Origin of the sequence: Terasakiella sediminum (assembly GCF_033100395.1) — a bacterium.
Lineage (GTDB): Bacteria > Pseudomonadota > Alphaproteobacteria > Rhodospirillales > Terasakiellaceae > Terasakiella.
The window spans coordinates 30256-50753 of sequence record NZ_JAWLVJ010000025.1 but is presented as its reverse complement, the minus strand read 5'-3'; the positions used below and the strand labels follow the sequence as shown (position 1 = coordinate 50753).

20 protein-coding genes are annotated in these 20498 nt (G+C 50.0%); 7 read left to right on the top strand and 13 right to left on the bottom strand.

Features of this window, described 5'->3' with window-relative positions; genetic code table 11:
* The first annotated feature begins 62 nt into the window (after positions 1–62).
* The 3 genes from RYZ26_RS16905 (at position 63) to RYZ26_RS16895 (ending at position 4656) form a co-directional block, all read left to right on the top strand.
* Positions 63–2060 carry an extracellular solute-binding protein gene (locus RYZ26_RS16905; RefSeq protein ID WP_317684427.1) on the top strand — a complete coding sequence of 666 codons (1998 nt, stop codon included), beginning with the start codon at positions 63–65 and terminating at the stop codon, positions 2058–2060.
* Positions 2054–3712, top strand: a complete 1659-nt coding sequence (locus RYZ26_RS16900) for an ABC transporter permease (RefSeq protein WP_317684426.1) — start codon at positions 2054–2056, stop codon at positions 3710–3712. The genes RYZ26_RS16905 and RYZ26_RS16900 overlap by 7 nt, the downstream gene beginning before the upstream one ends.
* A 188-nt stretch (positions 3713–3900) precedes the next feature.
* Complete coding sequence (locus RYZ26_RS16895; RefSeq protein ID WP_317684425.1) at positions 3901–4656, top strand: prephenate dehydrogenase/arogenate dehydrogenase family protein; 756 nt, start codon at positions 3901–3903, stop codon at positions 4654–4656.
* A 139-nt stretch (positions 4657–4795) separates the two neighbouring features.
* Here the strand turns inward: RYZ26_RS16895 and RYZ26_RS16890 are convergent, their stop codons facing one another.
* Genes RYZ26_RS16890 through cobA form a run of 9 tightly spaced genes read right to left on the bottom strand, consistent with a single transcriptional unit; the run spans position 4796 to position 11768 of the window.
* Positions 4796–6367, bottom strand: coding sequence for a cytochrome D1 domain-containing protein (locus tag RYZ26_RS16890; RefSeq protein WP_317684424.1), 1572 nt, complete (start codon positions 6365–6367; stop codon positions 4796–4798).
* Between the two features lie 11 nt (positions 6368–6378).
* On the bottom strand, positions 6379–7545 hold the full coding sequence (gene nirJ, locus RYZ26_RS16885) for a heme d1 biosynthesis radical SAM protein NirJ (protein WP_317684423.1): 1167 nt from the start codon (positions 7543–7545) through the stop codon (positions 6379–6381).
* A 14-nt stretch (positions 7546–7559) separates the two neighbouring features.
* The gene (gene ahbB / locus RYZ26_RS16880; protein ID WP_317684422.1) at positions 7560–8042 is read right to left on the bottom strand and encodes a siroheme decarboxylase subunit beta; all 483 of its coding nucleotides are present in this window, start codon (positions 8040–8042) and stop codon (positions 7560–7562) included.
* The gene (locus tag RYZ26_RS16875) at positions 8039–8509 is read right to left on the bottom strand and encodes an Lrp/AsnC family transcriptional regulator (RefSeq protein WP_317684421.1); all 471 of its coding nucleotides are present in this window, start codon (positions 8507–8509) and stop codon (positions 8039–8041) included. The genes ahbB (RYZ26_RS16880) and RYZ26_RS16875 overlap by 4 nt, the downstream gene beginning before the upstream one ends.
* Positions 8506–9024 carry a siroheme decarboxylase subunit beta gene (ahbB, locus tag RYZ26_RS16870; protein ID WP_317684420.1) on the bottom strand — a complete coding sequence of 173 codons (519 nt, stop codon included), beginning with the start codon at positions 9022–9024 and terminating at the stop codon, positions 8506–8508. The genes RYZ26_RS16875 and ahbB (RYZ26_RS16870) overlap by 4 nt, the downstream gene beginning before the upstream one ends.
* On the bottom strand, positions 9015–9464 hold the full coding sequence (locus RYZ26_RS16865) for an Lrp/AsnC family transcriptional regulator (protein WP_317684419.1): 450 nt from the start codon (positions 9462–9464) through the stop codon (positions 9015–9017). The genes ahbB (RYZ26_RS16870) and RYZ26_RS16865 overlap by 10 nt, the downstream gene beginning before the upstream one ends.
* A 3-nt stretch (positions 9465–9467) precedes the next feature.
* A complete protein-coding gene (locus RYZ26_RS16860) occupies positions 9468–10652 on the bottom strand; it encodes a cytochrome D1 domain-containing protein (RefSeq protein ID WP_317684418.1) in 1185 nt (394 codons plus the stop codon).
* A 2-nt stretch (positions 10653–10654) separates the two neighbouring features.
* Positions 10655–10978 (bottom strand): c-type cytochrome, encoded by a 324-nt coding sequence (locus tag RYZ26_RS16855; protein WP_317684417.1) that lies wholly within the window; start codon positions 10976–10978, stop codon positions 10655–10657.
* Complete coding sequence (gene cobA, locus RYZ26_RS16850; protein ID WP_317684416.1) at positions 10965–11768, bottom strand: uroporphyrinogen-III C-methyltransferase; 804 nt, start codon at positions 11766–11768, stop codon at positions 10965–10967. Before cobA ends, RYZ26_RS16855 begins: the two co-directional genes overlap by 14 nt.
* Before the next feature lie 327 nt (positions 11769–12095).
* On the opposite strand from cobA, the gene RYZ26_RS16845 reads away from it, so the two are divergent.
* On the top strand, positions 12096–12830 hold the full coding sequence (locus RYZ26_RS16845; protein ID WP_317684415.1) for a CbiX/SirB N-terminal domain-containing protein: 735 nt from the start codon (positions 12096–12098) through the stop codon (positions 12828–12830).
* Here RYZ26_RS16845 and RYZ26_RS16840 read toward each other — a convergent pair.
* The 3 genes from RYZ26_RS16840 to RYZ26_RS16830 form a co-directional block, all read right to left on the bottom strand.
* The gene (locus RYZ26_RS16840; RefSeq protein WP_317684414.1) at positions 12814–13209 is read right to left on the bottom strand and encodes a cupredoxin domain-containing protein; all 396 of its coding nucleotides are present in this window, start codon (positions 13207–13209) and stop codon (positions 12814–12816) included. The two genes, RYZ26_RS16845 and RYZ26_RS16840, sit on opposite strands and share 17 nt — an antisense overlap.
* An 86-nt stretch (positions 13210–13295) precedes the next feature.
* Complete coding sequence (locus tag RYZ26_RS16835) at positions 13296–16022, bottom strand: NapC/NirT family cytochrome c (RefSeq protein WP_317684413.1); 2727 nt, start codon at positions 16020–16022, stop codon at positions 13296–13298.
* Between the two features lie 137 nt (positions 16023–16159).
* Entirely contained in the window at positions 16160–17773 is a 1614-nt protein-coding gene (locus RYZ26_RS16830) for a cytochrome D1 domain-containing protein (protein ID WP_317684412.1), read from the bottom strand.
* A gap of 479 nt (positions 17774–18252) precedes the next feature.
* Here RYZ26_RS16830 and RYZ26_RS16825 point away from each other — a divergent pair, with 479 nt between their 5' ends.
* From RYZ26_RS16825 to RYZ26_RS16815, 3 genes are read left to right on the top strand one after another with little or no spacing between them, the layout of a single operon-like run.
* Positions 18253–18924 (top strand): DUF6134 family protein, encoded by a 672-nt coding sequence (locus tag RYZ26_RS16825; RefSeq protein ID WP_317684411.1) that lies wholly within the window; start codon positions 18253–18255, stop codon positions 18922–18924.
* Positions 18921–19637 (top strand): SDR family NAD(P)-dependent oxidoreductase, encoded by a 717-nt coding sequence (locus tag RYZ26_RS16820; RefSeq protein WP_317684410.1) that lies wholly within the window; start codon positions 18921–18923, stop codon positions 19635–19637. The genes RYZ26_RS16825 and RYZ26_RS16820 overlap by 4 nt, the downstream gene beginning before the upstream one ends.
* A complete protein-coding gene (locus tag RYZ26_RS16815; RefSeq protein WP_317684409.1) occupies positions 19634–20041 on the top strand; it encodes a nuclear transport factor 2 family protein in 408 nt (135 codons plus the stop codon). Before RYZ26_RS16820 ends, RYZ26_RS16815 begins: the two co-directional genes overlap by 4 nt.
* Here the strand turns inward: RYZ26_RS16815 and RYZ26_RS16810 are convergent.
* Positions 20016–20495, bottom strand: a complete 480-nt coding sequence (locus RYZ26_RS16810) for a DUF3833 domain-containing protein (protein ID WP_317684408.1) — start codon at positions 20493–20495, stop codon at positions 20016–20018. The two genes, RYZ26_RS16815 and RYZ26_RS16810, sit on opposite strands and share 26 nt — an antisense overlap.
* Between the last annotated feature and the right edge of the window lie 3 nt (positions 20496–20498).

Below are 20498 nucleotides of genomic sequence, written 5' to 3'. Positions count from 1 at the left end.
AAACATGGAACAGGGCGGTTGGTGATCAGTCGCCCTGTTTTCTTTAAAAGAAATAAAAGCTGATGGATTTCTCTGCCCTGACATTTTTAGAGGATCTGGTTGATCCTCTTATCAATCCTCAAAAGCGAATCTTTATCGGATATTTGCTGAGTGCGCTTGTTGTCGCACTCATTTTTTATTTTATTTCTTCTAATTCTAAATTATCAGATGGGATCAAGCAGATATTCAGCAAAGATATCTGGTGGTCAAAATCAGCCCGCAGCGATTATCTGATCGTGGTGATCAACAAGGTCTTCATGATGGGGATTGCACCTGTGTTGCTGAGCAAACTGGCGCTGGCGACAATCCTGTTTGAAAGTCTGCATACGGTCTTTGATGGGCGTCCACAGTTGTTGGTCACAGCGTCTGACTGGATGATTGCCTTTCTTTTTACGCTCACGCTGTTTTTGTTTGATGATTTTGCCAAATACTGGCTGCATCGCTGGTTACATACGGTGCCGTTTTTGTGGCCATTCCATAAAGTGCATCATACGGCAGAGACATTGACACCCTTTACAGTCTTGCGTGCACATCCGGTTGAAGGCGTGTTGTTTGCGCTGCGTTCGACCATCGTGCAGGCAGCGACGTTGGGCGTTTTCTTCTTCTTTTTTGGCAGCCGGATGGAATTGATGACCGTCTTTGGGGCCAATATTTTCCTATTTATCTTTAATGTGACCGGGGCAAACCTGCGCCATTCTCATGTCTGGATCAGCTATGGGCGTTGGCTGGAACATATTCTGATTTCACCTGCCCAGCATCAAATCCATCATTCCATTGAACAACGTCATTATGACACTAATTATGGGGCTGTTCTGGCGATCTGGGACTGGATGGGCAAAAGCCTGCATCTGGCTGTGGGTGAAAAAAATATTCAATTTGGCGTTGCCGGGGAAACTTCGGCCTGCCATAACCTTAAAAACATATATCTGACCCCGTTTTCTGAAGCGGTGCAGTCTATATCTGTATGGAGACAAGAAAAAATGAAAAATATTGGTTCCAAATTGCGTGCCGGGATGAAATCACTGCTGGTTGCAGGCGTTGTTGGCTTGCCGATGATGGCAAGCTCTGCTGAGGCGGCAGAACTTAATATCTATTCCCACCGCCAGCCATTTCTGATCAACCCTTTCATCAAAGCCTATGAAAAAGAAACCGGAACCAAGGTGAATATCGTTTATGCCGCCAAAGGTTTGGCCCAGCGTCTTCAGGCAGAAGGCAAGCGCAGCCCGGCAGATGTGATCCTGACCGTGGATATTGCACGCCTGAGCGTCTATGCCGATAAAGATCTGCTGGCCCCGGTAAAATCCGATGTGCTGATGAAAAATATCCCAGCCCATATGCGCGACAAAGATGGCAAGTGGTTTGCTTTCTCCAAACGTGCCCGCGTGATTGTGGCTGCCAAGGTAGCCGAAGACACCAAAGAGATTAAAACATACGAAGACCTGGCTGATCCGAAATGGAAAGGCCGCATCTGTGCACGACCGGGCAGTCACGTTTATAACCGCGCCCTGATCGCGTCCTTCATCGAACATAAAGGAGAAGAGGCTGCACAAAAATGGTCACAGGCCATCGTGGATAATCTGGCGCGTCGCCCACAAGGCAATGACCGCGCACAAGTGAAGGCCATTTTCGAAGGTGTGTGTGATCTGGCTGTGATCAACAACTATTACTTCGGTAAGCTGAAACATTCTGATAAAGCGGATCAACGTGAATGGGCGGAAAGTGTGCGTTTGATCTTCCCGAACCAGGAAGATCGCGGCACACATGTGAATATTTCCGGTGGCGGAATTGCGATCCATTCCAAAAACAAGGAAGAAGCCACCCGTTTCCTTGAATTCCTGACCTCCAAAACTGCGCAGGGGCTTTATGGTGCAATTAACTATGAATATCCTGTGAACCCTGCTATTGAAGCCTCAGATGAATTGAAATCCTGGGGTGAGTTTAAAGAAGACGATATGCCAATCGGTCGTATCTCTGAACTGGCCCCCGAAGCACAACGAATTATTGACCGGGTTGGATGGTAAAGCAGGACACTTTCTCGCGCCTTTTGCGTAAACGACCACAGATCACGCCATGGACTTTAGTGACCATGGCGCTGGTTTTGGTGTTTCTTGCCCCCATCTTTGCGGTCTTTGTGGCCGCAAGCGGGGACAGTGGTGGGCTGTGGGCGCATTTGTTCACGACCGTTTTGCCGCGCTATACGGCCAATACCCTGACCCTGATGTTTGGCGTTGGTGTGGTCTCACTGGTCTTTGGGGTTTCAAGTGCGTGGATGATCACCCGCTATGAATTCCCAGGGCGCAGGGTGTTTGAATGGCTGTTGCTGTTACCTGCAGCGGTGCCGACCTATCTGATTGCTTATACCTATACTGATTTTCTTGAATATGCGGGACCCGTGCAGCAAATGCTGCGTGAACTGATGGGCTGGAAATCGGCACGTGATTACTGGTTCCCGGAAATCCGGTCCATGTATGGGGCGATGTTGGTGCTGGGTGCTGTGCTCTATCCTTATGTTTATATGATGACGCGCACATCATTCTTGCTGACGCCCTCTGCCTTGTTTGAGGTTGGCCAGCTTGCCAAGCGTAATGTGTTTTTCAAGGTGGCTTTGCCATTGTCGCGCCCTGCCATTGTGGCGGGCCTGTCGCTTGTCTTGATGGAAACGATTTCTGAATTCGGCGCGGTGGAATATTTCGCGATTGAGACTATCACCCTTGGTATTTTCAATGTCTGGCTGGGGATGAACAGTCTTCCGGCGGCAGCCCAAATCGCCTCTATTTCTTTCCTGTTCATCATCGCGCTTTTGTCTTTGGAACTACTGGCCCGTTCCAAACGACGGTTTCACAATACGTCCAAAAAATCCAAGGGCCTGCTCCCGGTTAAGGCAAGCCTCGGTCGCGCCATCGGCTGTATCACGGTCTGTTTGATCCCGGTTGTGGTTGGATTTGTTGTGCCTGTCGGTGTGCTGCTGACTTTTGTATTAAAAGGCTATTCCATCGATTTTGAAGATACGGTGATCACGGCCTCCATGAACTCCATCACGCTCGCCGGATCAGTTGCGATCTTCATCGTTACGTCAGCGGCCTTTATGGGAATTGTGTCGAACTATCAGGGTGGGACTTTCCTGAAACGAATGACCGCACTGGCCTCCATCGGATACGCCTTCCCCGGTACCATTCTGGCCATCGGTGTTATTACAGTTGGCGGTGCGGTGGATAATACGATTGCCAATTTCCTGGAAAACACCTTCGGGATTTCTTATCAGGGCTGGCTGACGGGCAGTGTGGGGTTGGTTGCTATTGCCTGTACCATCCGCTTTCAGGCGGTCGGGTATGGCGCGGTGAATTCCGGCATGGAACGTATGCCACGCTATATGATGGATGCCAGCCGGGTGCTGGGCCGCACTTTCATGCAAAGCATCGCTAAAGTCATCATGCCCTTGCTGAAGACATCACTTCTGACGGGGGGCTTGCTGGTGTTTGTGGATGTGATGAAAGAACTGCCCATGACGCTGCTGTTGCGGCCCTTCAACTATGAAACACTGGCAACTTTTGTCTATCAATACGCCAAGGATGAACTGCTGGAAGAAGCCGCTTTGCCTGCGCTGTTTATCGTCTTGATGGGGATCATTCCGGTCATGGTGATGAACGCGACCTTGCGCAGGATGTCCAAGTAACTTGCTTGACAATCGAGCTTAAAAGGATCACAAAGAGGGCATGAAAAACGTATGTGCCTCTTTTGTGAATTTCTATTATTCGCTGTTATCATAACAGCGGACACATACCCTATTGTTTACCCGCTGCGTTGTCAGCGAAACATTCAATAGGTCCTTTTCGGCAACGCAGTCATTTTAAGAGAAATGCGATGCCTGATATAAAATCAATCAAAACTGTCGGAATTATGGGGTTTGGTGCCTTTGGCCGCCTGATTGCCGAACACCTGCAGGATCACTTTACCTTACGTATCCATGATCCCTCCCTATTGTCCTTTGAACATCAATGTGATGTCGCGACACTTGGGGACTGTGATCTCATCATCCTGGCTGTTCCGGTGCAGAAACTGGAAGACGCCATCCATCAACTGAACCCGCATCTGAAAGAAGGTACGATCATCGTTGATGTCGGCTCGGTCAAACTGAAGGCCGTTGAGGTCATGCAGCGCTGCCTCCCACCGTTCGTTGAGGTCATCGGCACGCACCCTTTGTTTGGTCCGCAAAGCGCCAAGGATGGAGTACAGGGGCACAAGGTTGTGCTCTGCCCGGTGCGCGGGAAATCTTTTTTGCGGATTGCTGCATTCTTGAAGAATGTGCTGGGGCTTCAGGTCTTTATTGAGACAGCAGATAAACATGATCGTGATGTTGCCATGGTGCAGGGACTGACCCATCTGATTGCCCGCATTCTCTTGCGCATGGAACCCTTTCCCAAGCGGCTGACGACAGCGAGCTTTGATCGCCTTGTCGAAGCGGTGGACATGGTGCGTCACGACTCAGAAAACGTCTACCAGACCATTGAGCGCGACAACCCGCATGCCGCGCGCATCCGGGATGAGTTCTTTAAGAATGCCAACGACATTCTGGCTGAACTGGACCCGGATACGACATTACGCCAGATATCGAACTAACCGCCCTATATTGTCATTCCCGCGAACGCGGGAACCTAGAAATCCCCGGTAACCACTGGGTCCCCGCTTTCGCGGGGATGACAGAAGGTGGATGCGTCAATGACGAGTGAGGGGAGGTGTAAATGACAAGTGATTGGGATTAATGGCTCGTCCCGGCAGAATAGGAAATCTTGTTCCATACATTATACTTCCCAACAGGTTTTTTCATCGGGATGCGTTTGACTTCTTCGAAGGTGGCGGCGTCATAGACCACAAGCGCACCGTCCATATCCCACACCGATACCAAGGCGTATTTGCCATCCTTGGTGAATTCGACGTGGGCATTGGTTTTGCCCGGTTGCGGGTTAATCGTCTTCACGATTTCCAGCGTGCGTTTGTCGATGATATGCAGCAGATCACGATCCTTGCCGAAGAATACATCGGTCCAGGCATACGGCGTGTTTTCGTGGCTGCGCATAAAGAAGCCGGGACCCTTGGTTTCAAGGCGTTTGATGGTTTTCCAGCTTTCCATGTTGATGACGCTGATCTTGCCTTCTTTCAAATGCGGGGTCGCCATGACCGGATCACCTTTATATTCCCAGGTGATGCCGGAGCCTAAGTGCGGCATGCCTGCCAGGTCAAGGTTGGCGATCTTTTTGCCCACGTCCAGGTTATAGGCGACACCGTGGATACCATCGCGCGACGCGCCAAAGACGTTGATATAGTCCTGATCAAAGAAGAAATCGTCCAGATAGTCTTCAAGCTGGATGCGTTTGTAAGAAAGGGTCCCACGCTGGGTGATCTCGACTTCTTTCTCATCCCCACGATAATCATGAACGAAGGCCCCGAACTTTGGGCTCGCATCCGGATCATAAGTGATTTCCCAAATCTCTTTCAGGTCTTTCAAGGCAGCAATAAAGCTCATGCGTGGCGGGGCGTTATAGACCGCACTGACGCGGGAGGAATTGCCCTTGCCGTCGCTTACATCAAAATATTTCACAGGTTCCAGTGTCTCTGCATTCAGCACCACCATGGAATGGGGCAGGTAGTTTCCGGCCAAGACCCATTTGCCGTCACTGGAAACCGCGATGTTGCGCATGTTCACAGCCACGCGGATTTCTGCCACGATCTGCAGGGTGTGCAGGTCATATTTAGACACCCAGCCATCACGGGACCCCAGATAGACAAAGCGCCCATCCGGTGAATATTTCGCCCCGCCATGCAGAGAGAAGCGGGATTTGAAACGCCAAATCGGCTCAAACTTGTCGCCATCCAGAATGGTGACAGAATGATCACCCGTTTCCACAACAGTAAAGAGGTTCAGCGGATCGGCGTTATGGATCGGTTTACCCGGCAGACGGGACGGGACGACATGGACTTCGTGGGTCTCTTTCATCTGATCCATGGTCCATGTGGGGATTTTACCCAGTGGGCTGTAGATGAAATCTGTAAGGGCTGCGATTTCTTTATCGTTTAAATCTTCGCCAAAGCCAGGCATCTGTGTTGCAGGGCGGCCATTTTTGATGACGCCGACAGCCTTTTTCTTGCGAAGCCGTTTGAGGTTTTCCGGCAGCAAAGCCGGGCCAATGGCGCCATAGCGATCCAGCCCGTGGCAGGCCGCGCAATTGTCTTTATAGAGTTCTTTGACATCCAGGTCAGTATCGGTCGCAACGGCGGAGCCGACATAACAGGTGGTGAGAAGGGCAGTTGCCGCCATGAGTTTCTTAAGCATATTCTTCTTCCTTATTGTGCTGCTGCACCGGGGCTGTCTGTCAGCCCGATTTCTTCATCCGTCAGGTAACAACCCGGATCTTCGGTCCAGTAATCGTTGGTGATGCGATGGGCACGGCACCGTGTGTTGCCGTTACAAACATTCAGATAGGCACATTCCCCGCAGCGCCCGGTGACGGGACGGGGGCGTTGTTTCAGGCCTGCCATCAGGGGATCACTTGTGTCGTGCCAGATGTCGCCAAAGGCGCGTTCTTTCACATTGCCCAGCTTGTGATGCCACCACATGGTGTCGGGGTGGACGTTGCCCAGGTTATCAATATTGGCCACATTCTGCCCCGAGGCATTGCCGCCCCACTGGATGAGCTTGCCGAGGAAATGATCGGCCTTGTCCGGGTGGTGTTTTCTGACCCACTGCAGCATGTAAATGCCGTCAGCGTCGTTGTTGCCTGTGGTGATTTCCAGCTCGACACCTTTTTGCAGATTGTTCCAGCATTTTTCAAACAACAGGTCCATGGCCCAGCGGGTATGCTGGAAATAGGCATCATCGTCCTTGTTCTGGTTTCCACGCCCCGCGTAGTTCAGGTGCGAGAGATAAAACTTGTCCACGCCTTCTTCATCCAGCAGGTTGAGGATTTTGGGGAATTCTTCCACATTATCTTCGGTGAGCGTAAAACGAAGACCGACTTTCAGGTCGTGTTCCTTACACAGGCGAATACCGTTCAGGGCTTCATCATAGGCCCCTTCTTTGACGCGGAAAGCATCATTCACCGCCCCAATGCCATCAATACTGACACCCACATAGTCATAATCAATGGCCGCGATTTGATCGATATTATCCTTGGTGATCAATGTGCCGTTGCTGGAAAGAGCTGTATAGAACCCCATGTCTTTGGAATGTTGGGAAATCTTGAAAATGTCCGGGCGCAGCAAAGGTTCGCCCCCCGACAGGATCAGCACAGGCACGCGCGCAGCTTTCAGATCGTCCATGACGTTGAAGACTTCCTGCGTATCCAGTTCCCCACGGAAGGCCTTGTCCACAGAACCTGCATAACAATGCTTGCAGCCCAAATTACATTGGCGCACCAGGTTCCAGATCACGACCGGGCCGGGGGGATCACGATGTTCGCGGACCTCGCTCGGATTGATCAGTTCTTTCATCATGGATGTAATACGAAACATGTCTGATTTTCCTTTTAAGCAATCCGAAGACCGGTTTTCTTTAAAATGCGCGAACTGAACAACACTTCATGTCCGCGATCATCCTCACCCAGCATGTCAGCGATGATCTGAACGCGTGCGTGGCAGGTTTCCTTGTCTTTGCCATGCACCATGGCGAACAGGTTATAGTTCCAGATGCCTTGATGGCGCGGGCGTTCATAACAGTGGCTGACGAAATCAAGCGCGCCGATTTTCTCGCCAATCTCTTTGACCTTTTCATCGGGCACATCCCAGGTGGACATGCCGTTTGCGGTATAGCCAAGCGCATAGTGGTTCGGCACAGCCCCGATGCGACGAATAGCACCCGCTTCCAACATCGCATTCATGCGGGTGCGGACTTCTTCACCTGTCAGGCCGACTTCTTCACCCACTGCATCATAAGGAGCTGCGACCAACGGTAGGCCTTCCTGTGTGGCTTTGATGATCTTGCGATCTGTTTCATCCATTGACCAGCTCATGCTTCAAACCTCAGACCGATAAAGAATTCCTGCTTCTTGGGCATGTTATAAACCTGATACCCCGTGGCCTCAGTGATCTCATCACAGCATTCCTGCACACGTTCCGGTGTTTCGGTTGCCAGTACGAACCACATATTCAGTTCATGTTCACGCTTGTAATTATGGGCGACTTCATCAAAGCCGTTGACGATGTCATTGACGCGATCAAATTCATCTTCGGGGATGGAAAGGGCCGCCAGTGTCAGGCCACCACCCATCCGTTCAGCGTGATACATGGGGCCGAAGCGCGACAGCACGCCTTTTTCCCGCATCACTTTGATCTTGGACAGCACGGTTTCTTCATCACTGCCCAAACGTTCTGCCACATCAGCAAACGGACGTTCAGAAAGCGGGAAGCCGCCTTGTAATTCATTGATTAACAGGCGATCCAGCTCGTCCAGCTCAACAGGGTCGATCTTGCGTCTCATTCGGCAACCTCCTGCGCGGATACATCTGCCGGGCGACAGAGCGCATAATGTGCGCCGCGTTGCTTAAGTCGTTTGGTGCTGAAGAGAATATCGCGCTGAATATCCAGCAGGCCATTGTCTTCGGCCAGCATCCGGGCCTGGGCGCGCACCATGGTGCGTTCCTTGCCGTGGATCATGCAGAACAGGTTATAGGGCCAGTCCGGCAGACGGCGGGGGCGCTGGTAACAGAGCGTGACAAAATCATACTTGCTAAAGGCCTGACCGATTTCCACCAGCTTGTCATCGGGGATATCCCAGACGCACATGCCGTTGCAGCGATAGCCCAGTTCGTGATGGCGAACAATCACGCCGAAACGTTTGACCACGCCCATATCCTGCATGGATGCCAGACGATCCATAACCTCACTTTCCGACATGGCGATTTCAGCACCGATATCGGCGTAAGGTGTGGCGGAAAGCGGCAAACCGCCCTTGATCGCGTCTAACAGTAAAAGATCTTTTTGTGTCAGTGCCATTTGATACCGAACCCCAGATCAAGGTGGAAATCCTGCAGCATGGGCAGGAAAAGCACGTCCAGACCTGTTTCTGTTTCAATGCGTTTGATCACATTCTGCATAACCGCTTCGTTGGTGGCATTCAGCACAAACCACATATTATATTCATGTTCACGCAGATAATTGTGGTTCACTTCTTCAAGGGAGTTGATGTAATTCCCAACTTCCCCCAAGCGATCATCCGGCACCTTCAGTGCGGCCAATGTGCTGGCCCCAACTGAACCGGGCTTAACAATCGCCCCGATGCGCGAGATATGGCCGTCGTCTTTTAGACGCCCCAGACGTTCCAGCACTTCGTCTTCAGAAATGCCCAGATCATTGGCCATGGCCAGATAGGGGCGTGACTGGAAAGCGATGTCGCGCTGGAAGTCGTTTAAGAGCTTTTTATCAATCTCATCCATGGCTTACAGTCCGATTTTATGGGCGCGATCGGTAAAGAAGATACCGCTGGGTTTGATGGTTTCCAGATCGCCGACTTTTTCAAAGTTGTCGGTGCGATAGATATCGATGCGGTTTTCATCACGAACGGACATCCAGACCTTTTCCCCGCGCGGCGTAAATTCCATATGCAGCACGCCTTTGCCCGGCTTCATTTCCTTGATGACTTTTAACTGCTGCACATCGATGACCTGAATGGTATCATTGTTGGGTACTGAAAAGTTCACCCAGATGCGCTTGCCACCGGGCTGGGCCATGGCGAATACGGGCTGTCCATGAACCGGAATGCGGCCCACTTCTTGCCATGTGTTCTTATTCAGGATCAGCAGTTCATGACGGCCAATGGCGGGCAGGAACATTAAATCGCCTGCGACAGCCCAGCCTTCAAGGTGCGGCATTTTATAGACAGGCAATTTCTTTTCGCCCTTGCCGTATTTATCCAGAATACGTTCAACGCCTTTGTCTTCGTTCCAGAGATCAAGCTTGGCCAGACCATCTTCGCCAAACAGGCCAGCCACGTAATAACGACCATCCGGGCTGATCAAGGCATCATAAGGGTTGGTGCCGACATCTTTGAATTTGGTGATGTCCGGTGTGTTGCCTTTTGAAAAATCAAGCTTCCAGATCTCGCCATCATCCCACAGGCTGACCATAAAGATGTTGCCTGGCGCATCGGCCAGACCAACGGTCTTGGACCCGTCATTGGCCGGGATATCGGCGACCATTTCCAGGGTATCAGCATCAAAGACACGCACGCCGCCGGGTTCATAATTTGAGACCGCAACCAGCTTGCCATCTTGCGAGATCGCCCCGCCGATGGAATTGCCGCCCTGAATGACGCGCTTGACCAGTTTTTGGGTCAGGATATCGATTTTGCTCAAACCGCCGTCACGGCCAAATACATAGGCATAACGGGCATCACGGGAATAGACGATAGAGGCGTGGGACAGATCGCCCAATCCTTCCACACGGGCAAGGGTAGCATCATTGGTGTTATCGACCACAAGGACCGATCCGGTGGCACGTTCAATCACCACACCCATATCGCCTGTGCCGCGGACCATATCGCTGGTCACACAGCCGGATAAAGACAGGGCCGCACAGAGCAGACCCGCATTTGCGAATTTACGGAGTTTCTTAAATGACAGCATTTTTAGTTTAATCCTTCTCGCAGGTGCTTGATCAGAAAATGAGCTTCTTCTTCTGAAATCAGGGCTTTCCACGGAGGCATGGCCGTATTGGGCACGCCGTTGAGAATAATGTCGGCGACCATCTCGTCATCAAGATGGGCGATGTTTTCTGGTGTCAGGGGCGTGCCAAGGCCGCCTTTGCGTTTCAGCCCATGGCATGATCCGCAGTCCTGTTCCAGAAAGTTCAAAAGTTCAGTTTGGCGGGGCTTGTCAATATCAGCACTGGCGACTGAGGAGAGTACAACAGCGCCAACAAGCCCCGCCAGAACGGCCTTAAAGGGCCGCATAGCGTTGTTCTTTATAGGGTTCATCATTTGTCTCCCATGTGTCGTTCTGCCAATTCAGCTTGTCGGCGAGCGACACGACTTTACCGATGATAAACAGGGTGGGAGGCTGGAAGTCGGCCTCGACCACATCATGGTGGATATTGTTCAGGCTACTGGTCAGACGACGTTCATCTTCTGACAGGCCTTTTTCGATGGCCGCAACAGGTGTGGATGCAGGCAGGCCATTTTCCATCAGCTTTTCAGCAATAATGCCGATACTGGATACACCCATATAGACAACCAGGGTGGTCTGTTCACACGCAAGACTTGCCCAGTTCAGACCCAGATCACCATCATTGCGACGGTGTCCGGTGACAAACCGCACGCCAGTGGAATAGCCACGATGGGTCAGCGGAATACCATTTAAGCTGCCGCAGCCTTGTGCAGCGGTAATGCCGGGGACGACTTCAAACGGGATGTTGTTGTCGATCAGATGTTCAGCTTCTTCACTGCCACGACCGAAGATGTACGGGTCACCACCTTTAAGACGAACCACCTTGCGACCACTTTGACCCAGACGCACGAGGATTTCGTTGATTTCTTCTTGCGAATGGTGATGGTTGCCCGGCTTTTTACCCACATAAACGCGGCTTGTGTTGGGCGGAATGATGTCCAGGATTTGATCAGATACCAGTCGGTCAATAACAACCACCTCTGCTTCCCTAATCAGTCGGTGGGCTTTTACGGTTAAAAGGTCGGGATCGCCGGGGCCTGAGCCAACCAAAAATACGTTCACCTGTTCGCTATTCATCACCAAGAGCCTCCTCACTCCATGGCCGTCAACACTCATGAAAGCCTGAACTTTCAATAGTCAAGAAAGTACCATGTAAGGATTTGAAAAGTGTTTGATGTTGATCAAAGCCCTATTTCGGAAAGGGATATTACAAGCGCCTGATATATCAGGAGTGGTTGAAAAATAAGGCGGAATCAGGGCAGCTGGGGACAGGGTGCGCTGTATGTTTTTATTTTTAAAAATAACGGTTCTAAATAAAGGCGCAGCAGTTAACCAAACTCAAATATTTCCGCATTCAAAACAGGGATACTGGCGTCCAATCTTTGTAGGAAAAGGGTAGGCAGGATGTCACAGACAGGTTTACATGTCGTGGTCGTGGGCCACGGGTCAACCAAGCGTCCGGATGCGGCAGTTTCGACCAACAATATTTGTCGAAAACTGTTTGATTCCAATCGCTTCGATGCGGTTCACTGTGCCTTTATGAAACAGGAACTCAAAGTCGCTGATCTCTTTTCCAGCCTGCCCAGTGGAATCGATCTGGAAGTGGTGCCGCATTTCGCCGCAGCAGGTGCTTTTGTCGAAGACCGACTCGCCGGATTTCTAAAAGGTGAGGCATCACGTTTCAGAAAGACCCGAATGCACCAGCCGTTGGGCCTGCATCCCGGGATTGCGCGCCATTTGATTCTGCAGGTGCGTAAATATAAAATCAATGATGTGATTATCGCTGCGCATGGGTCCACCGTCAGCAAAGGTCCGGCCCGTACCGCGCAGAAATTATGTGATCAGTTGGCGGAAAATGGTATTCGTGCCCAGGTGTTGTTTTTGTCAAACGCACCGCATCTGGATGAATGGCGTGATCTTGATTTGGGCCATAAAGTGATGGTTTGTCCCATCTTCGCCGGAAAAGGCACGCATCTGTGTGAAGACGTGCCCAATGCATTTGATTTGCCAGACACGCCCCATAGCGGCATCCCCTATATTATCGAGGGACGGCAGTTCTTTTTTGAATATCCCTTGCTGGATGATCAGTTGCTCGCAGAAATTTCCCTTGAGCAACTGAGCCCTACTCAACCGTTATAGTTCCGACCATGTCGTCCTTTTCCCAATGCGGACCGCACAGGTAAGGGTATGTGCCTTTTTCGATGAACGGAAATTCCCAGTATTCATCGGGGAAGAAACGAGCACTTTCTTTTTCGCCTGCTTCTTTCAGCCAGACACTGTGGCTGGTGCGTTTGTCTACATTGACGAACCGCACGGTGGTGCCAGCTTTGACGCGCAGGTTCTTGGGACAGAAATTATATTTGTAAAGCTTGACCACTGTGACGCCTTCATCTGACGGCAAATCCCCCTTGATCTCTTCATAACGTGCATCGGCCTTGGCGCAGACATCGCTTGCTTGAGCCGCAGACAGGCTGAAGGTCAATCCCGCAAGACCGAGTAGACATGATTTCAAAAGCATTACAGCATCCCCTTTTTCTAAGAAAAAGGCCCGATAAAAAGAATGACCTTTCCACCGGACCTTTGCAAGTTTCACACAGAAAATATTTACTGCATGGCAGCGTTGATCTCCGCTTCCGGGTTGTCCAACTGCATCTTCAATTCCAAAGATACATGGTGGAAGCGGGCATTGGTGTAGTCATCATGGATGGCGAAACCGACAACATATTCTTTGCCTGGTTCAAAGCTGATGTCGCCCGCTTTGTCCGACGCCAATGGACGTTGCAGGGTGACGGTCCAGACACCGTCTTTCAATTCACCAGAACCGGTGACTTCGATGCCTTCACCCATGACGCGTTTGTCGAGAACATAGCCATTTTCAAACTGACCACCGTTGCCTGACTTAAAGCGCATTAGGTCAAGGAACAGACCATCTTTCAACAGTGCATCAATCTCAGCCTGTGGTTTCAGTTTGTCCCAGGCCCCCTGTTTCTTGCCACGGCGGCCTTTATATTCAAATTCCGTGCGGCTTTCGTTCAGGTACTTGGTCACATCCTGACCTTCCGGGTGGTTCGGCATGTAACGGTTATCGTGGTGGCAAGTTGCCCAGCACCCAGCCTGGCTTCCGATGAAGTCTTCCTTGGTGGGGGCAACCATCATCGCCAGCTTGACCTGGTTTTCCTTGTCCATTTTGCCACCATCGGCAAACGGTACTGGATTGTGGCCGCCTGTGTCTTTCCATGAAACCTGGAAGTAGACGTTTTTACCATCGTGAGCAGCTTTGATTTCAGCATCGATAGCAGCAGCCTTGCCCGGGATCGGAGAAGTCTCTGCTTTTTCACCACCAACGATTTTGGCACCCATGTCGGGCTGTTCGTTGCCGTGACATTCTGTACAACGGTCCCCCACTTTGGAGACAGCACGTGCTCCACCATGGTCTTTGCCACGAAAGATCCACTCAATGGATGCCTGACCTGGATAGAAGAACGGAACCTTCTTGCCAGTGATGGCGGCCCAATTTACGGATCCCCCGCTTGCCGCTGGTGCAGCAGCTGCTGAGGAAGTCGCACCAGCGGCAGGGGCAGCGCCACCAGAGGGCGCGCCAACTGTGACGGCATTGATATCGGCTTCAGCGTTATCAAGACCGAGATACCAGTCAATGGAAACATGGTGGAAACGGGCATTTGTGTGATCGTCATGGACAGCAAAGCCAACTTTATAAAGTTTGCCAGTTTCCAGTGACACATCACCCGGTTTGTCAGAGACCAGTTTACGGGTCATATAGACGACGTTGACACCGTCTTTTTCTTCATGGACAAAGTTTACCCCCTGACCGCCGGACATAACACGTTTTTCAAGCACGTGACCGTCTTCGGATTTTTTGGAACCGCTGTTATAGCGCAGCAGGTCAAGGAAGAGACCGTCTTTCAACAGTGCATCAATTTCTTCCTGTGGCTTCAGTTTGTCCCAGGCCCCCTGTTTCTTGCCGCGACGGCCTTTATATTCAAATTCCGTGCGGGTTTCGTTCAGGTACTTGGTTACGCCATTGGCCGTATCCAGACGGGTTGCCAGATCGCCTTCGACCTTTTCAGGGTGGTTCGGCATGTATCGGCTATCATGGTGACAAGTCGCCCAACAGCCAGCCTGTTCACCAATTTCGGACTTGCCGGAATTGATCATCATGGCCAGTTTAAAGGCATTTTCCTTGTCCATCTTGCCGCCATCAGCAAATGGGGCAGGGGTATGAGGATTGGATTTCCATTCATAACGCATGTAAAGGTTACTACCGTCGTTGGCCGCTTTTACATTCATTTTGATGAAGGGTGCTTTACCCGGGATGGGTGTCGTTTCGGCCTTGTCGCCACCAACGATTTTGCCACCCATGGCATCTTCTTCACCTTTGTGACATTCCGCACAACGGTCCCCTGTTTTGCGAAGGGCGCGGGCACCGCCATGGTCTTTGCCACGGAAGACCCATTCCAATGATGCCTGACCGGGATACATCAAGGTGATGTCTGATCCTTGAATGCCATCCCAGGCGACAGCTTGTGCGCCCCCAGCACCACCAGCTGCAGCCGGTGCATTTTTCGCAGCTTCCATTGCAGCCTTGGCTTTGGCTGCAGCTTCCTCAGCAGCCTTTTTCTTGGCCTCTGCTTCTGCTGCTGCTTTTTGGGCTGCTTCTTTTTCTTTGCGAATTTTCTCTTTGCGTGGATCAAGAACTTCCAGACGCGCAGGGTTTGGTTTACCGTCGTAGAAAGTTTCTTCATCTTCAATCAGCTGATGGACATTACGGTGGGCAATACCTTTGTGACAATCAATACATGTCATGCCGTCTTGTTTGGCGGTCTGGTGTTGTTTCCAGGCGCGACGTTTTTGTTTCTTGTCGGTCATTGCATCCCAGGAGTGACAGTTACGGCACTCACGAGAGTCAGTTTCCTTCATCGCTTTCCAGACGCTTTTCGCCATGGTCAGACGTTGGGACTCAAACTCTTCCATTGTATCGTAGGAACCCATCAACCAGCCCCAAACTTCTTTAGAGGCCTGGATTTTACGGATCATTTTATAAATCCAGGGACGTGGGACGTGACAGTCAGGGCATGTCGCTTGCACGCCTGTGCGGTTTTGATAATGAATGGTTTCCTGATATTCCGGGTATACCAGCTGATCCATTTCGTGACAGCTTACACAGAATTCCATTTGGTTGGTTGCTTCCATTGCTGTGTTGAAGCCACCCCAAAAAATGATACCGCCGATAAAGATAACAGCCGCTGCAAAAATGCTGACACCCATGATCTTTAATTTGGAAAGGCGGGAGAAGAAACTACCTTCGGCCATGATTTACCCCAAAGTTTGAGGGGAAATGCCCCTCGATTGTACGAAGCAATATTTTTAAAAGAAAGATTATTTGGAAAAAAACGGGCACAGATAAAATTAACCATGCCCGTTTTCCTCAGTTCACGTCTGACCTGAAATTAGGTTACGTGGTGGACACGGTTGTAAACGTTAAATTTACCAGTTGGAGTTTCCAACCCTTTGATACGTGCTTTCTCTTCAAGAGTTTTTGTATCGTAAACAACGATTTCACCATTTTTCCAGTCAGCTTTACCGCCACGAGCCCATACGGATACCCACAATTCAGAACCGTCTTTGTTGAACTCGCCGTGCAGGACGAGAGATTTTTCACGTTCTGTTACACGGATTGTTTTCACAATTTTGCGAGTCTTTTTGTCCATGATTTGGATAGACTGTTGTACTTCTGGTTCTGGGTGTTTGGGCTGGTCCATAAACACGAAGTCTACGTTCGGGTGTGTACGGATGAACAGGCCTGCACCGTCAGTTTCCACTTTGTCACAGATTTTCCATGCCTGGTCTGGGTGACCTTCCGGATCAGAACCCCAGAAAGTGATCATACCTTCACCGATGTGACCTGTACCGGATACGGGACCACATTTCGGGTCAATCCAGTTTGCACCAGGACCTGGGTGTGGCATTTTACCAGTCGCGATAGAAGCAACAGCTTTACGTGTTACTGTATCTACAACTTCCATGTGGTGCGAAGCGTTCGCAGCGATTTGGAAGTAACGTTGTGTTGGATCGAAGAACCCGTCATGCAAGAATTTTTTAGTATCTTGCTGTTCGATACGCAGGTTATCAAGGTCAGAGTAATCAACTTGCCACATTTGGCCAAGCTCTTTAACTGCAACCATCCAGGTTGGTGCTTTAGGTGTGTTGTAGATCGCAGCAACACGTGCTTCGTTTACAAACTCACCATCAACGTTCACACCACGTGTAGAGATCACTTTAAGTGGCTCAAGTGTTACAGCATCAGAGATAACGAAGTGTGGAGGCCAATAACCACCAGCGATGATGTATTTGTCTTTCCATTCGCCATGGTGAGAAACAGCGATATCACGCGCATCATATGCGATTTGTGATTCAGCGACCACTTGTGGTGGATCCATCCAAAGGTCGATTTTGTTTTGCTTACCGTCACGACCAATTGTGTAGAAGAAACGACCGTCAGAAGTTTCTTTGGTTACGTGTACCGCATAACCAGTGTCCACTTTAGACAGAACTTCTTTTGTATCGCCGTCGATGATCGCCATTTTACCAGCGTCACGCAGGATAACCACGAAGAAGTTTTCCCAGTTGCGGCCGTGCATTGGCTTTTTAACATAATCTTCTGGCTTCACATAAGTCTTCACAGACTTGCGCATTTGTTCGATAGACATTTCAGATGGCTTCGGTGGTTCCATCTGGATGAAAGTCGCCAGTTTAGAGATTTGCTCTTTGTTGAAAATGTCATCGAAGTTGTTCATACCGCCTTCGGTACCCAACGTGATGATTTTCTCCAAGCGCTTTTGACCAAGCTTCTGAGTATCTTTTGGCTCAAGACTTTTACCTGTTGCACCTTTACGCTCAGCACCATGACAACCGGCACAGCGTTGGAAGTACATAAGCTTAGCTTCTTCAAAATCAGCTTCAGACATTGTAGGTTCTGCGGCACTTACTGTAGCGGTACCCATACCGAACATGAAGCCGGCAGCAAGGCCCAACAGTGAAGTACTAAATGCAAATTTACGCATTTGATAGCCCCCAAATTCAATTAAAAAAAAACGATAGTTTGGGGAACCTGATACTTTAGTGCCCAAAACCAACCGAGCCTGCTTTTCACACAAAACAGGCCTTTAACGTAACTGAGGGCCTCTTTCACATCCTTATCGTTAGTCAAATGTGTCAAAAAAATGGAGATTGTCACAAAAATGTTCGATTTCGGAAAAAGTACACAACTGCAATGGGTTATCGATAGTATTACAATTATCCTTATCTGGTACTTTAGGATAGGTCTAATCTGAAGGGCGAAAAATCAAAAAAATGCCTCTTTTTTTGTCACTCATTTGAGTGATTTTTTTGGGGACTGATTCTGAAATTTGCGAATCTGTAAAACTTCTGTCGTTGATGTAAGGGTGCAGCCTTAATGCATCAAATTTATTTCTGAAAGGTCCAATCCAATGGCTTGGCTGAAACGTATTCAATAAGTCAGCAGCATGAAAAAGGATGGATCATGAAGTATGTTGTCTTTGTCATTTTAGCTCTGTTTTACCAGATCAGCATTTCCTGGGCATCAAATCCTGTTTCTATCTATGGCAGAAGCGTGGAATTCGACGTCTTAAGAGAAGGCGACGTGGTTGGTGAACATGTTACTGCCTTTGATATGGAGGATGATGTTCTGATGGTGCGATCCAAAATGAACATAGATATATTTTTGTTGTTCATCCCGGTTTATGGCTTTGATTATCGCGCCGATGAAAAATGGCAGGACGGGCGCATGGTTGCTTTGAATGTAAATGTAGTGGATGGCCCGGACAAATTTACCCTTCGTGCAGATCGTGAAAACGGAGATTTGGTTGTCCATAATAAGGGCCAGATGTTAACGGTGCAGGGCGATATCTTTTCGACCAATCACTGGAACATGAATGTGGTGGAGGACAGCCGGGTTTTAAATACGCTGACCGGAAACCTGAATGAAGTGACCATTACCCCTATGGGCGAAGAAAAGGTGGATGTGGTTGGCGGTACCGTGATGGCCAGTCGGTTTGATTATTCTGGGGACCTGAAAGATACCTCGGTCTGGTATGATGATCAGGGACGCTGGGTGAAGCTGCAGTTTAAGGCGCGTGATGGATCAGACATTATATATAGATGCCGCACCTGTCTTTCAGGGCAGAAGTCATGAAGACGGTCTGGATCACAGGTGGCGGCAGTGGCATTGGCCGCACCCTCGCCATCAAAATGTGCCGCGCGGGACATCGGGTTTATATCTCCGGACGTAATGAGGATAAATTACAAGAAGTCGGCCAGGGAACGCACCCGGTCGCTTGTGACATTACAAAGGAAGAAGACATCAAACGGGCCCTGAAAGAGATTGGGCCTGTTGATCTGGCCATCCTGAATGCCGGGACGTACGAGCCGGGATCAGTCGAAGATACCAAACTTGCAAGCTTTCATCAGGCGATGGAGGTAAATTATTTCGGTACCATCAAATGCATTCAGGCCATTCTGCCACAGATGAAAGAGAAAGGCGGACATCTGGCTGTGGTGGCGTCATTGGCTGGATACCGGGGGCTTCCCAATGCGTCCGGCTATGGACCCAGCAAGGCAGCTGTCATTAGTCTATGTGAAAGCCTGAAAGCCGAACTGGCTGACAGCCGGGTGAAGTTTCAACTGATCAATCCCGGTTTTGTGAAAAGCCCGCTGACGGATAAAAATGATTTCCAGATGCCTTACCTGATGGAACCGGTTGAAGCCGCAGCAGCCATTGCGGCAGGTTTGCAGAAAGACAGTTTTGAAATCGCTTTCCCAAAACCCTTTGTACGTCAGATGAAAATCCTTAGACTGTTGCCATATCGATGGTTCTTTTCACTTATGCGCAAAGTCACCAAATCATGAAATATATCGAACTGTTTGAAAGTCTGTCGCCGGACCGGATTGAGGCCTGCGGGGACTTTGTCAGCCCGGACATTCAGTTCACCGATCCGTTTAATGATATCTGCGGGATCGATGCCTTCAAGCGCCTGCTTTATAAGACGCTGAATGATGTGGAAAGCGCCACCTTTAATGTGACGCACCAATCAAAAGATAAAGAGGTTCTGTTCGTGCGCTGGGAATTCAGTGGCGTTGTAAAAGGATTGGGCGACTGGGATGTTGTGGGGATGAGCGAGATCCATTTTGATGACCTGGGTCGCGTTGTGCGTCATATCGATCATTGGGATGCCTCTGAACAGTTTTACGCAAAGCTTCCGATCATCGGGTTCCTACTTCGTCAGATCAGGAAGCGTTTGCAGGTTTCATGAAGAAGAGGGACACTTCCCCAATTTCAAATCCCCATTTGCTGACGGTTGCACGGTTGATCATGACGTTGCCTTTCTGCAGGAACATCCAGTCATCGAAATGGACTTTAAAGGTACTGTCGCCCACCTTCAGCGCCATATTATAAGACCAGTTTAACGCATTGCCTTTTGAAATGCCTTGCGCTGTACCCAGTACATCGCCAGCCGAGCCTTCATAGATGCCGGGGCTGGTCTGGTTGATCACCCAGATACGTTGATCCTTTTCCCCATCGGCATAATCGAAATGTTCATCCAGCGTCAGGGTGTTGTCGTTTATGGTCCCGGTGATATCGACCTGAAACTGGCGACGCACGGTGCCGAAGCGATCTTCAAAAATCCCCCAGGCCAGGGTCTTGCCTTCAAAATAGTCAAAGAGGTCCAGCTTGGGTTCCTGATTGGCAAAATCTTCGGGTTTCATTGA